At 37.0% G+C, this 13,322-nt stretch carries 16 protein-coding genes; 1 reads left to right on the top strand and 15 read right to left on the bottom strand.

Translation table 11 applies throughout. From position 1 onward, the window contains the following. Positions 1 to 51: 51 nt before the first annotated feature. From AR685_RS03915 to AR685_RS03900, 4 genes are all read right to left on the bottom strand, one after another. On the bottom strand, positions 52 to 1,062 hold the full coding sequence (locus AR685_RS03915) for a hypothetical protein (protein ID WP_228376389.1): 1,011 nt from the start codon (positions 1,060 to 1,062) through the stop codon (positions 52 to 54). Between the two features lie 16 nt (positions 1,063 to 1,078). Continuing rightward, positions 1,079 to 1,876, bottom strand: coding sequence for a molecular chaperone (locus AR685_RS03910; RefSeq protein WP_059123793.1), 798 nt, complete (start codon positions 1,874 to 1,876; stop codon positions 1,079 to 1,081). Between the two features lie 75 nt (positions 1,877 to 1,951). Continuing rightward, on the bottom strand, positions 1,952 to 2,473 hold the full coding sequence (locus AR685_RS03905; RefSeq protein WP_052187723.1) for a hypothetical protein: 522 nt from the start codon (positions 2,471 to 2,473) through the stop codon (positions 1,952 to 1,954). Between the two features lie 301 nt (positions 2,474 to 2,774). Next, positions 2,775 to 3,212 (bottom strand): hypothetical protein, encoded by a 438-nt coding sequence (locus AR685_RS03900; RefSeq protein ID WP_047442988.1) that lies wholly within the window; start codon positions 3,210 to 3,212, stop codon positions 2,775 to 2,777. A gap of 348 nt (positions 3,213 to 3,560) precedes the next feature. Between AR685_RS03900 and AR685_RS03895 the strand changes: the two genes are divergently transcribed. Further along, the gene (locus AR685_RS03895; RefSeq protein WP_228376388.1) at positions 3,561 to 3,872 is read left to right on the top strand and encodes a cupin domain-containing protein; all 312 of its coding nucleotides are present in this window, start codon (positions 3,561 to 3,563) and stop codon (positions 3,870 to 3,872) included. 236 nt (positions 3,873 to 4,108) lie between these two features. Here the strand turns inward: AR685_RS03895 and AR685_RS03890 are convergent, their stop codons facing one another. The 11 genes from AR685_RS03890 to AR685_RS03845 form a co-directional block, all read right to left on the bottom strand. Next, positions 4,109 to 5,065: a hypothetical protein gene (locus AR685_RS03890; protein ID WP_047442989.1), complete on the bottom strand. Its 957-nt coding sequence runs from the start codon at positions 5,063 to 5,065 to the stop codon at positions 4,109 to 4,111. Between the two features lie 62 nt (positions 5,066 to 5,127). Beyond that, positions 5,128 to 6,183: an ATP-grasp domain-containing protein gene (locus AR685_RS03885; protein WP_059123792.1), complete on the bottom strand. Its 1,056-nt coding sequence runs from the start codon at positions 6,181 to 6,183 to the stop codon at positions 5,128 to 5,130. 121 nt (positions 6,184 to 6,304) lie between these two features. Then, the gene (locus tag AR685_RS17995; protein ID WP_131777594.1) at positions 6,305 to 6,559 is read right to left on the bottom strand and encodes a hypothetical protein; all 255 of its coding nucleotides are present in this window, start codon (positions 6,557 to 6,559) and stop codon (positions 6,305 to 6,307) included. Between the two features lie 8 nt (positions 6,560 to 6,567). Then, positions 6,568 to 6,969, bottom strand: a complete 402-nt coding sequence (locus AR685_RS03880; RefSeq protein WP_047442991.1) for a PaaI family thioesterase — start codon at positions 6,967 to 6,969, stop codon at positions 6,568 to 6,570. 1 nt (position 6,970) lies between these two features. Next, positions 6,971 to 7,930, bottom strand: a complete 960-nt coding sequence (locus AR685_RS03875; protein ID WP_047442992.1) for a GNAT family N-acetyltransferase — start codon at positions 7,928 to 7,930, stop codon at positions 6,971 to 6,973. 20 nt (positions 7,931 to 7,950) lie between these two features. Further along, a complete protein-coding gene (gene panB, locus AR685_RS03870) occupies positions 7,951 to 8,769 on the bottom strand; it encodes a 3-methyl-2-oxobutanoate hydroxymethyltransferase (protein ID WP_047442993.1) in 819 nt (272 codons plus the stop codon). Between the two features lie 19 nt (positions 8,770 to 8,788). Next, the gene (locus tag AR685_RS03865) at positions 8,789 to 9,208 is read right to left on the bottom strand and encodes a PaaI family thioesterase (protein ID WP_131777593.1); all 420 of its coding nucleotides are present in this window, start codon (positions 9,206 to 9,208) and stop codon (positions 8,789 to 8,791) included. A gap of 193 nt (positions 9,209 to 9,401) precedes the next feature. Beyond that, a complete protein-coding gene (locus AR685_RS03860; RefSeq protein WP_059123790.1) occupies positions 9,402 to 10,265 on the bottom strand; it encodes an SDR family oxidoreductase in 864 nt (287 codons plus the stop codon). 78 nt (positions 10,266 to 10,343) lie between these two features. Continuing rightward, the gene (locus AR685_RS03855; RefSeq protein WP_059123789.1) at positions 10,344 to 10,913 is read right to left on the bottom strand and encodes a Crp/Fnr family transcriptional regulator; all 570 of its coding nucleotides are present in this window, start codon (positions 10,911 to 10,913) and stop codon (positions 10,344 to 10,346) included. A gap of 371 nt (positions 10,914 to 11,284) precedes the next feature. Further along, entirely contained in the window at positions 11,285 to 12,016 is a 732-nt protein-coding gene (locus AR685_RS03850; RefSeq protein ID WP_059123788.1) for an SDR family oxidoreductase, read from the bottom strand. A 118-nt stretch (positions 12,017 to 12,134) separates the two neighbouring features. Next, complete coding sequence (locus tag AR685_RS03845; protein WP_059123787.1) at positions 12,135 to 13,049, bottom strand: AraC family transcriptional regulator; 915 nt, start codon at positions 13,047 to 13,049, stop codon at positions 12,135 to 12,137. Positions 13,050 to 13,322 lie beyond the last annotated feature (273 nt).

Raw genomic sequence — 13,322 nt, 5'->3', positions numbered from 1 at the left:
ACAGACAATTCGCGAAGTTTTTTATTGAATTTTGACTAAAAACTGATAACATTATTGGGGAGTTATCTCATATTGTAAAGTAGCAGAATATTCATCGGGTTTTGCATTGATAAAATATTCGTCATTGGGTTTTGTGAAATATTTGATTGTATAGTTCAAATTTGCTCCCTGTGTTGAAGAACCTTTTGCAATAATTTGTGAAGCTGTATTCAGGAAAACAGTATTGAATGATGAACCTGAATTTTGCATTGTCGGCAGCAAATTCATCTGAACATTGCTGACGGGAATTGTTTTTCCGCTCGCAGATGTAAAATTATTTTGGATGGCTTTCACCGTTAGCTGAAAATTTGTATTTGCTTTTACAGTAAGTGCATTAGGATAAGTAACACTTTTGCCGTTCTTATAATCCTGCATACTGCTGAATTCCAAAAGACCGTTATTCGCATCTCCATTTATTTTTAAGGAAAGTTCTGTGCTGGTAGGCGGTGTTCCGGTAAGTGCGCCGATATGAAATTGAAACTGATGATTCATTTTTCCGATGATCATATTGTTTTGGTCGTAAGCGGTAAATTCTATTGGGGCTGTGAAAGTGGTCCAGGCAGGATAAGTTCCAAGGTAAGCTCCACCGGCAACAATAATGCTGAATTTTATCTGTAAATTATAATACCCGTTTGGCTGACTCGGTTGGTTATATAAAGGAGCATTGGATTGTGGAATTAATAAAAAATCTGCACCTTGCGTTACAATTGTGTTGGGTGAAATTCCTATTTCGGATATCGTTGGAACAGGATTGGGATGAGCCTGACCTGTTGTAGAAACAGGTTGGAAAGATATTTTATCAGCAGGAAAAATATACGATCCGCTATCTGCGGTAATTGCACTTTTCAGACGTGCTGACAATCTCCAGTTAGGAATATTGAAATTCCCGTTTCCTGCAAATGTCACCGTGTATGCATCAGGATTTGTGTTTCCCTGATAAGAATTGATTTGAAGATAACTGTTAGTCCAGGATGAAAATGATAATTGAGAATATGATTGACCGCCAAGAAAAAACAACATCATAAAAAAGATGAACTTTTTATTCATAACTAAAATTTAATTCACCCATTTCTAAATTTTCTGCATCTCCGTAATCTATTATTACAGTCGCTGTGTATTTGCCTTTCTCGAGAGTAGTTGGAAGCGATATTTCTCTTTTATTTCCGGGCATTGTATAAAATATTATAGGATCTAAAGTTGTTTTCTTGCCATTACCTGCATTCAGAATGTCGGCAGTTACTTTACCATCGACCCATATTTCTGCCTGATTTTCAAAGTTTAAGGTCAGCGTTTTTTGTGCTGCATCAAATTTTAAATCTGTTATTTCAATTTTTTTCTTTTTTGCTTCCGGTTTTTTATGGAAAATTTTAATTCCTGAACGTATGCTTACTTTTATATTGGCTCCTTCGCTGTCTAAATCATCAACTGGATTCATTTGACTCACATACAATAGCGCTGTATGGGAAGCTAAATTTTCTTTTGGAAGAGTAGGTGAGGTGATTGTCATTTCAATATCACGTCTTTCTCCGGGTGCTAATGAAAAATAAGTATCTTCTTTTTTAATGGTGATCCATCCTGCGCAAGAACTAGGAAGTGAGTTTGCCGGATGCATTTGGTTTTCTCCTTTCAGGTCATATTCCCAGTCGCCAAGACTTACCGCAAGATCAAGACTGTTTTTTGCACTTACATTAGTCACGGTTATTTTTTCGGTATTACTGATACCGGCTGCTGATTCAAAATAAAGTCTGGGTGGAGAGACTGATATTCCGGTTTGTGCTTTTGAATTGAAGATGAATACAAAAAAGAAAAGACAGAATAGCTGAAATATATTTTTCATGAAGAAGTATGTAATCAAAGAGAAGTGCTGCAAAAACTGCAACACTTCTTTTATTTATCAAGATTTTCCGGAATCTTATTGAGATACAATAGTGTAAGTCAGTTCAGTAGTATATACTGTAGGATCCTGTCCTGCAATATAATTGTTTAGGTAAGCATTTGCACCAGCACCTTTGTACTCAATGCTAATTTTTTTGTCTATACCTCCGTTTGAAGAACTTACCAACATAGTTTCGTTAGCTGAAAGCTGAACGTTTTGAGCATATTGTGCACCATTTACAGCTTCAGAACCTGCAGTTGCTTTGATCTGAATTGTATTTGCCTGAATGTTTTTTCCTCCGTTTTGCAATGCAGCACTTGAGCTTTTTACTTTAACCTGAAAACCACCTGTACTGAAGATGTTTAAATGATCTGCATTCATAGAGCTTACTCCGTTTGCATAGTCATCTTTGGTAATATAATCTAGGTTTACGATTTTTTGTGCGTTGTTTACAACTAATGTCTGAATCGGTTTCAATTTTACGTTAAGTGTAACGTTTTGTGCACTGAGGGTTCCTACACCTAATATTGCTATTGATGTAATAATGAGTTTTTTCATTAAAAGTTATTGTTATATTGTTTTGAAGTTTCGGTTGCAAAGATAAGACGATGTTATCGCTTACGAATTGTGAAAAACGACAAAACTTTTGTAAAAATTAACGAATTTGTATTAAAAACCAGTTTTTATTGAATTTTTATAAATTTAAACATAAGATTATATGTTTAAATATAATTACAATTTTTTTATTTTATTTGCGGAATATTATAATCATATACAGATTATGTAATTAAGTGTGAAATTATTCATCCTACTTACTGTTATCTATCTCATAACAGAAAATTAATAATTTTTTAATTAGTTATTGTGTAATGATCAGATAAACAAGCATTTTTTCGCTTTGAGATGTGAAGCATTTGTTAACAGCTTCCTTCTGCGAGTTAATAATATGCGAAGTAGAGATTTTTTGATTTATTCCTGAAGAATATTTGGAATAGATAAGTGTGGACTGAGAATTACAATTTGCTTTACTTTCAATTACTTTGGTTGTATCAATATTTTTTGTGGAAAATTGGCTCTCGTTCAGTAATTTGATCTGGTAACCGTATAAGTTGGATGCCAATAATTCCTTTTCTTTAATTGCTTGTTTTATTGTATTAATATGATGTGTATTTTGTAAATCTTTTGCAGTAGTAATTGATAAGACCTGAGAAGGAAAAATTCTGATATTGATGCGATTTTGGTCTGCAGACTGTGCAGATAAAAGTGCAGAAAGTCCAAAAAGACAAAAAAGCACCATACACTTAGCGTACATGTTAATATAATGAAATGGTTCGGTATCTTAAATTTAAGGATTTATGTTGATATAAAGTGAACTTTTGAAATTAATTTTTCATTAAAGTACAAAATATTGGTTAAATGCTGACTTCGGGATAATATGTTATGGTATGTAATATTCATTATACATCGAAGGTATTCTTAGAGATCTTGTTCTGCTTATGAACAGGAATAGATTTCAAAAAAAAGTGACCATATAATGCATCATTCTTCAATTAGTTTGTTCAGAGATGTATGAATCTAAAACTTTATTTGAAAAAGGTGAAAGATAAAGAACGAAAATTTTACAGGAACAGCTTACCTAAAAAAGTTGGTAACAAATGATCCTGAGAACCCAATAACGGTAAGCAATGTCACTTTCAAGCCGGACGCGAGAAACCGATGGCATAAACATCCGGGGGGACAAATTCTTTTAGTTACGGATGGAGTAGGTTACTATCAAGAAAGAGGACAGCCAAAGAAAATTCTACGAAAAGGCGATGTTATCAAATGTCCACCCAATGTTGAGCACTGGCACGGCGCAAGTATTGATAGTCATTTTTCTCATTTGGCCATTGGAAGCAGTGACAAAGAAGCGGTGGTTTGGTTGTTGCCTGTGACAGAAGAGGAATATTTAAAGTAATGACTTCTAATTGAAATCATGATGACCTCAGGAACAAAATATGAAAAATGGCGCCACTTGTCTTAAGTTGGCGCCGTTCGGTTTTTTGTGGACTTTTCATGCCTCTATCCAAATAATTTACTCTTATGTTGATAATATTTTAAAGGTTTTTAACGGCATTCAATGTTGCTATTTTGTTATCTAAAACAACGGAATGGAGTTGGTGCCCATTTTTTATTTTTAAAGATTTTTTTTTTCTAATTTTTATATAACATTCTGTCAAGGTCTAGCAGAAGGTAATTGATGCTTTGGTTGATCGTTCGGGTGATGGATTGCATTTGATTGAGCATCTGTACTCGGTTGTGAAGTTCTTCAGAATAATATTTTCCGCCGTCAGAAAAGATGATCGATTGGTCTGCCAATTCTTTTTTGTCATCAAACTGATATTGCAGCCATCTGCTTTTAATGTTTTCCAGCATTGATTTTCCGGCAACGGGAGAGAATTTTTTCTCGGTGTACATATACCAGATGAATGGTGGGAAGTTTTTGTCCTTCAAATTCTCTGTCCAAATATCTCGCAGGATATTTCTGTGATGGTAAAATTCTGTTTTACGGCCTTTGGGACTGAGGGTTGCCAAACCGAAGCCTGCTCCCAAAACACCTCCGGCAATCTGAGAACCGTCTTTCCAGGAGTTATTGCTGGCAATTCCACCAACGACCGATGATACCGCACCGGTGACGATTGATGCGATTATCAGCTTGTTGTTTCTGGATTGGTTGAGATTATCGACATACCGCGCCATTTGTTCAACCCGTTCTCCTTCACAGTCAAATTCTGCGGTCACAGAACTCAATTCGGTCAAAGCAATGTTCACTTTTCCATCGATTTGACTTTTAAGTGTCAAAATTTCAAGCTGGGAATTAGGACTGGGATTTTTTTTAAGGTCAACAATCGCTTTGGCTTCATCTAAACTGCTCAGCGCATTGAGGATCAAAATACTCTGGTCTTTGAAATATGGTTTAAGGTCTCGATTGGCGTACAAAATGGAATCTGAATTTTTTGAAGGTAAATTGTATTCATAATCGTAAGATTCAGGCGGTTGGCAGTAACTGTTTTTTAAGGTTAAAATGTTCTGCCTCAGACTTTGTTTCTTCTGCGAAACACAACTTGTCAGTAAGAAGAAGGAAAGTAAAATATATAAAGAATTTTTCATAGCGTTTTGTCATTCTGATATCATCAAAATGAATAAGTAGTAAATAATGAATGCAATGGGAATTATGAAATATGCCAGCTTTGATTCAGCATATTCAAAATCAAATCATCAAATGTCCAGCCGATCTTCCTCGCAGCAAGCGCGGTCAAGCTGTCCTGATCTTGCCTTTGAGGTCGGGATGCACCGGTCATATTGGGTTTCATATTCAAATCGAACAATAGGAAATCACCTCTGTCATTGGCTCTGCAATCGATACGGGCAGGCGCTTTTGCTAGGACGATAGCTGCAGCTTTTTCACACTCAAGCATTGCTTTCTGAACTGCGGGATCTTGTATTTCTTCATCCGTCAGTACAGCGCTGTTGTTGATGACTGCAACGGTTCCATTGTACGGGGCGATTCCGTCTTGATGGTTAAATCTCTTAACCGGAGGAAGTGACCAATGTTTATCTTTTTTAACAGTTTTATTACCAATTACGTAGTCACCCGGTGTCATTACTGTAATCGTAATCTCTTCTCCCTGAAGGAATTCTTCTAAATATAACGCATCTCCATATCGATGAGAATCAAACATATTTTTAATCACCGAAATTAATTCAGACTCATTATTGACAATAGAAACGCCCTGACTTCCTCTTCCTCTGATGGGTTTTGCAACAACGGGAAATGGAAAGCTTAAGCTAAAATCATTGTAATTATCCTGGGTGATCAATATGGATCTTGGAATAGGAATGTGATGCTTTGTAAGGAGTAAATTGGTTTGCCACTTGTCATCAAATCTTTCCGCATCTGCAGGAATTTGTCCAACTATGGAAATCCCTTCTGAAATTGCCTTTTCGATCGGATGACCTGTAAAAAGAACCGTGTTCAGCCACAGTACATTCGCTCCCTTTTCCATTGCGTTTTTAATGCCTTCCTTCGTATCAGGAAAAACCCAATCGAGGTCGGTCTCTACCGCAGGACTTTCTATAGGTGTGATGACTTCGATGCCTTGCTGTTTCAACGAGTAAGCGATATCTGCACCGCTGTCGGAATATCCGCCCGGTTTCATCGGCTTTTTAATGCCATCTACTAAAGGTGGTTCTTGCGCCTGATACAAAATTGCAACACTCTTACTCATTTTTGATCTTTATTAATTATCAATTATCAATTCTTCTGCAAACTTATAAACTCTTATCCTAATAACAGTTGACTTGAGTGAAATTTAAGGCATTTTTAAGATGTCATAAAGCTTTTTTAATTTAAGTAATATTCTGATTGTTAAAGGATTGTTCTCTTCTCTGTTGTCTCGATCTCATTATTTTATAGATATAATAGGAATGCAGAAGCACACCGATCGAGCATCCAATAAACACTGGAGGAGCGTTCATCAAAACACCATATACAATATAGATCGCATTGGCGGTGAGCGAGCAAACCCTCAGATAGAGAATATTCTTCATCGACATCGAAATGAGGTTTAAAGTTAAAGCGGCGTAACCAATTATCTGTACCATAAATCAGTCTATTTTTTAACAGCAATCATCGTGGCGGTCATTTTAGAGATCAGTTTTTCTTCGGAACTATCGTAGACGTAGCCTTCGCAAATGGTTAAGGTTCTTCCGGATTGCAAAACCTTTCCAATGGCGATAAGCTTGTCAGTTTTAGCAGGTTTTATAAAATTGATCTTAAATTCTACCGACAGTACCTCCATATTATCGGGCACCATCGTCAATGCAGCATAGCCACAGGCGCTGTCTACAATGCTTGTAGCAACTCCGGCGTGGAAAAAACCGTGTTGCTGCGTCAACCCTTCCGAGAATTCACAGGAAATCTTCACTTCACCTTGTCCTACGCTAACCAGTTTAGCATTAAGGGTTTTCATCAAACCTTGTTTATCGAAGCTTTCTTTAATTCTGTCGTACATATCAGTCTTTTAGTTTTAATTCCATTTGAATATTGCAGCGTTGGTAAGGTGTCTGTCTGCCTGTTATCTTTTCAAAACCCAATTTGTGATACAGGTTGATGGCAGGTTTAAGGATCGTGTTGCTTTCCAGATACAGTTTTGATGCTCCCAATTCTTTAGCAGAATCAATGACCGCATTTCCCAACAAAGAACCTAAACTTTTCCCCTGTGCTTTCGGAGAAACAGCCATTTTTGCCATTTCATAATCATATTCCGGGTCGTTCATTTTAATTAAGGCGCAAACGCCCAAAGGTTCATCTTTGTACAAAGCGACAAATATTTTCCCACCTTTATTTAGAATATATTCCTCAGGATTATCCAGTGCTTTGTAATCGGCTTCCTCCATTTCAAAATAATTCGAGATCCATTCTTCATTCAGAGATCTAAATGCGGATTGATATTTTGCCTTATATGGAACAATTTTCACATCTTTGCTTTCACGGATTTTCTTCTGTTCCTGCACTCTCTTCAAAAGTGATTTTTGCTCAAGTAAAAATTCCCATTCAGCCAAGGCTTCCCAAAGATTGTGGTTGGCTTCACTGATCATTCCGTCAATCGCCAGATCGATGTCTGCACATTGTACCTTAATAATTTGATGTGAGATTTTAACGCCTTTTTCAGTCAAACCTACTACATTTCTGCGTTTATCGGTAGATTCAAGATTGTTTTCGATGAGTCCTGCTGCTGCCATTTCTTTTACTATTTTGGTAACAGAAGGCTGAGAATGCCCGATCTGTTCAGCGATCTCTGAGATTGTTTTTTCGCCGTCCTCAGAAAGAATGAAAAAGACAGGAAACCATTTTGGTGAAAAATCGACATTATACAACTTGTAGATCTTTGCGGCATCTTCTGTGACTTTTGAGGTCAATAGGCGAAGTCTGCTTCCTAAAGCCATTTTGCCTGTTCTATTAAAAAAAACCATTTTAGCAAATATTTATTTGATTAGTAACTTTCATTTTCATTAGGGAATTTCTGTGCTTTCACATCAGAAATATAATGTTGCGTCGCTTCTGTCATTATGTTGTGAAGGTCTGCATATCTGCGAAGAAATTTAGGAGAGAATTCTTTGTTCATTCCCATCACATCCTGGATGACCAAAACCTGTCCGTCCGTTCCTGAGCCTGCACCGATCCCGATGGTTGGGATTTTGAGTTTTTCCGAAATTTCAGTTGCCAATTTAGCCGGAATTTTCTCCAGCAAAATACCGAATGCGCCCAATTCTTCCATCAGAAGACAATCCTGCATCAACTTCTCCGCTTCCTTTTCATCTTTTCCACGGATGGCATACGTTCCGTATTTATTGATCGATTGAGGCATCAAACCTAAATGAGCCATCACAGGAATTCCTGCATCAATGATCTTCTTTACATCGTCTTTGATCTCCGACCCACCTTCAACCTTTATCGCATCAGCACCGGTTTCACGCATCATTTTGATAGCAGCTTCCAAAGATCTCATAGGGTCGCCGGAGCAGGTTCCAAATGGCATATCGACGATGACCAATGCACGCTTCGTCCCGTTCACCACCGACTTTGCGTAGAAGATCATCTGTTCAAGCGTGATGGAAAGGGTGGTGGCGTTTCCGACCATTGTATTGGAAGCGGAATCGCCTACAAGGATCACATCAATTCCTGCATTATCGATGATCTGTGCCATCGTAAAATCGTAAGCGGTGAGAACACTGATCTTTTCTTTGTTTTGCTTCATTTTGGTTAACTGAAGCGTGGTAATCTTGTTCTTATTTTCTGTATGGATAGACATGTTGAGGATTTTTTTGTTTTTATTTCTGGATTTTCATCAAAGTCACCAAAGAAGTCGCAACGAGTTTTTTGGAGCCAGCATTAATGGTGAAGCAATCGGCCTTACAGATGATCAAGGTCTTTCCGTTTTTGATGACCTCACCTGCAGTGGTTAGGAGCTCACCCTGAGCAGGATTCAGATAATTTATTTTTAAATCGACCGTGACAAAATAAGCATCTTCTTCGTGAAGTGTAGCAGCAGAAAAGTAGGCAGCCGTATCAACAGCCGCTGCCAAGACACCTCCATAAAAAAATCCGGCACCTCTGATCAAAGATTCCTGCCGTGGAATGATCACTTCTACAAAACCATCTTCAATGATGCCTGCATAGGCATTATAAAGCTTCATTAGATTCTGTTTGGGAATTCCTGCTCTTATATATTCTGTATGAGATGCTTTCATATCAAAAATGCTTATAATAATCAATTATATAACTGGTTATGCAAATGTCGTAAAAAAAAATGATTCCCATCAAAATTTCTTTTATTTATACAAAATAGTAAGAAAATATGATAGGAATATTTTAAATAATAAAGTGGTATTAATCTTATTATCAGAGGGCTTAATAAACTGATTTTTATTGTTACAAGATTGTTTAAACCAAAAGATCCTGCATTCCAAAAGCTGTTAAAACTTTTGCGTATTGAGTTGCAATAGCTTCGTTTGCAGCTTCAACTATATGACCTGTCGATGGATCAACCACGGTTCTCAATGGTCTTTGTCCTTGAGGCGTGTTGATCAGTTTAACCACTGCATCAGCAACATCCTGTGGATTGGGTTTCCCCTTTTCAAACATTTCCCCAATTGCACTGAACATTTTATTAGGAAGGTCTGCGATGGCTTGATAATCATCACTGACAGATGGGTCAGAACCAACCCCAAGCTTTTGTGACATCTCAGTAGGAAAAGCTCCCGGCTGAATAATCGCAACATCTACTCCTGATGAGCGAAGTTCATAATGTAGTCCTTCACTCAAACCTTCCAACGCAAATTTTGAAGAAGCATAGACAGTTGAAAAAGGTGCGGAAAATCTGCCCCAGCCGCTTGACACATTGATGATCAAACCTTCAGACTGTCTGCGCATAAAAGGCAACGCTAATTTCATTAATCTCCAGGGCGCAATCGTATTTACTTCCAGCATATACTGTAAATCTGCTGTAGTAGCAGTTTCGGCCACGCCAAACATAGAAATTCCTGCATTGTTGACCAGCACGTCAATGATACCTTCTGCAGCTATAATTTTGTCAAAAGCATTATTTACACTTTGTTCATCAGTTAGTGCAACATCCAGAACGGTTATATTTTCTATTTGTCCTAAAGCCTTTGCTTTTTCAGCATTCTTTCCCTCGATATCTCTCATTGTGGCATATACTTTATGTCCCAATGCGGCTACGCTGTGCGCTGTAAGCCATCCGAATCCACTGTTTGTTCCTGTTATCAGAACTACTTTTTTGTCCATTTTTATTTTGTTTAAATTAATGATACAAATTTCGGAATCTGCTGAATGATAACGTTTACCAAATGGTAAAAAGCAATTTTAGCGGATATTTTTTCTGATTCTGCTCAGCGATTGTTGGGTAATTCCCAGATAGGAGGCAACGTAAGAAAGCGGAATTCTGTTGACCAAGGCCGGAAATTTCTCAATAAATGTCAGATAGCGGGTAGTGGCATCTTCTGAAACCAACGGGCTTCTTCTTTCAATTGTTTTGAGAAGACAGTTTTTTAGAATCAGATTGGTGATTGCGTGCCAGCCGACGATGGTGTTTCCAATCTCATCCCAGTCTTTCTTTGAAAAAACAAGGAGTCTACAGTCAGTGACAGCTTCTATATAATCGGTAGCGACGATCTGTGCCTCAAAATTCTGCTGATCCGACACGAAATTATTCTCATCAATGAAATGATGGGTGATTTCGTGGCCTTTATTGTTGTAATAGCAGAAACGAACGACTCCTTCCAGAATAAATCCGACCTGTTTTGGGATTTTCCCGGCCTCCGAAAAATAATCATCTTTACGAAGGCTGATCTCCGTTGCCTTGCTGAGAATAAAGTCAATCTGTTGTTGGTTTAAATTACCAAACTGTAAAATGTAACTGGTGAGTTCTTTCATTAATACAAAATTAGCAAAAGGCTTTGGCAGTTGATTTACCATATGGTAAAATAGTTGCTTTTAGATGTTTTCAAGTCGGAGATGAGTTTATTATTTTAAAAAGAAGTTTATATATTTTTACTTAAAAAAAACGGCTTCTGGCCGCTTTTTCTTCATTTGATCTGGAGTGATTTTGATACTTCAGCGTTTCACTTTCATTTCATTTTGATGCTTTTGTAAGCCATAGAACTTCGGCTGATTACAAATGACCATTGCCCTGCTGATTTAAGTTTCTGGAAAAGGGTATCATAGTCTAGTATTTTAAATGGTTGGAATTAAAGCTTGCAGTATCGCCTGATGCATGGCACGTCAGCAATACTTTCACTTCAGAATTACCAAGTTATATTTTCACCTGCTTGAGAAAAAGTTCCTGCTGGACCATTATCATCTAGTAAAGCTAATGCAACTCCTGTTTTTGCACCTTCTTCCGGTGTAAGTGGTGCCTCATCTGATCCAATGGATGTTTTGACCCATCCCGGACTTGCAGCGTTTACTTTGACATTGGTTTCCTTAAGTGCATTGGCAAGGAAAACCGTAAATTGGTTCAATGCAGTTTTAGAAGCACTGTACGCAAAAGGTTTTAATTGATACAGCCAGTGATTTTTATCAAGATGAGCTCCAAATGAACCAGATAAACTGCTGATATTTACAATACGACCTGCATCACTTTTTTTAATTAGCGGCAACAATGCTTGGGTAAGTTCTACTGTTCCAAAATAATTGATATCAAAGGTGTCACGAAGTGTTTTCATCGGTACTGACTCCACGTTATTGCCGAACCACTCACCGTCAAGAAACACTGCGGCGTTATTGACCAAAATGTCCAACTTTCCGTATGCTCTTTCAATGTAGGCTTTGGTATTTTCAATATCCTGAGAATCACTGATGTCTAGCTTTATAAATTCTACATCCAGAGAGTCGTCTTGAAGGATTTCTTCAGCTTTTTTACCTTCCTGCTCATTTCTTGCACCTAGCAGAACCTTAATGTTTTGCGCTGCAAGTTGTCTCACTGTTTCAAAACCAATTCCTTTGTTACCGCCGGTAACTAATGCTATTTTTGTCATTTTTTAATTATTTTTAAAATTATCAGACAAAGGTCGCACTAATGACATTTCAAGATATAACGCAATTAAAACCAATCCTTACCAAAATCAAACTTTTTAATTAAAAAGTGAATTATGGCTAATCTCTTTTTAATTTTCTATAATCTGTAGGAGCTATTTTCGTATGTTTTTTAAAAAATGTATTAAAGTGGGATGGTTCTTCAAAGCCTAATGAATTGGCAATTTGTGCAATATTCCAATTGGTGAGTTTCAGTAGAATCTTTGCTTCCTGTTCCATCCTTGCATTAATGATATTACTAACAGTTCTTCCCTTTGAAAGCTTCACCTGACGGTTTAAATAATTGGGATGCAGCGATAAATGTTCTGCGAATTCGCCGGCAGTTTTTAGTTTAATAACATCTTGTGGACTGTCGATGGGAAACTGTGATTCCAATAGTCTTATAAATGAGCATGCTATCTCTTCAGTGGTATTGTTTTTCTTGATGTAGGATGCTACAGGGTCAAGCTTCTGGGCATTAAAAATAAGTTCGAGAAGGTAGTTGCGCTGCAGACTTTCTTTATAATTTCCGTGATCGAGCTTTTCATCGAAAATCTTAGCATAAATAGCTGTGAAATTTTCGGCTTGGTTAGCGGTTAGTGAATAAATATTTTGCCTGCCTGGCTTGTATATTGGAAATTCTAACAGACGATAGCCACTGTTATTCTTAGTTACAAAATCTTCTTTAAAAATACAGCTTACTCCTTTATAAACTCCCTTTGGTGAATGAATACCAAATGGAATTTTGGAAGTGGTAAATAGTAATGTATTGCCAATTATCTCAATAGTCTTCTCTTCAAATTCAATAGTATAATCTCCCTGCAGTAAGGTGGCTGTGTAGAATGTTTTTCGGGAATAATTGAAAGAAAAAAAATGATTGTCATCTACTTTACTTAAATCAAGAATTTCAAAATTGTCAACAAAATTCATTGGGCTTTCTAAACTATGATCCCCTTTATTTTTAAGTGCTGTAGTTTTGTCTGATTTAAGTTCCATAATCTACTTTGGTAATGCTAATTTAAGTAAAAGAATCAGTTTATCTATAATATGGGGTGTGATCTTGACGACAATTACAATTTTCAACTGTATCGATACAGCCAAGGTTTTGAAACCGAATTAAGAAAATAGATCTTATTATTTTCATTCGATGGGTTTAATAACAACAGCGGATAAACAATAAAGTTATCCGCTGTTTACATCTTATAAGTAAACGTCTTTCGTTGATGCTCCGTCATATCCTGAGCGATATTCCAGTTGCTCATGGACATT

This window comes from Chryseobacterium sp. JAH (assembly GCF_001507335.1).
Taxonomy (GTDB): domain Bacteria; phylum Bacteroidota; class Bacteroidia; order Flavobacteriales; family Weeksellaceae; genus Chryseobacterium.
Note: the sequence above shows the minus strand (reverse complement) of the source record. Positions and strands in the feature narration are given on the sequence as shown.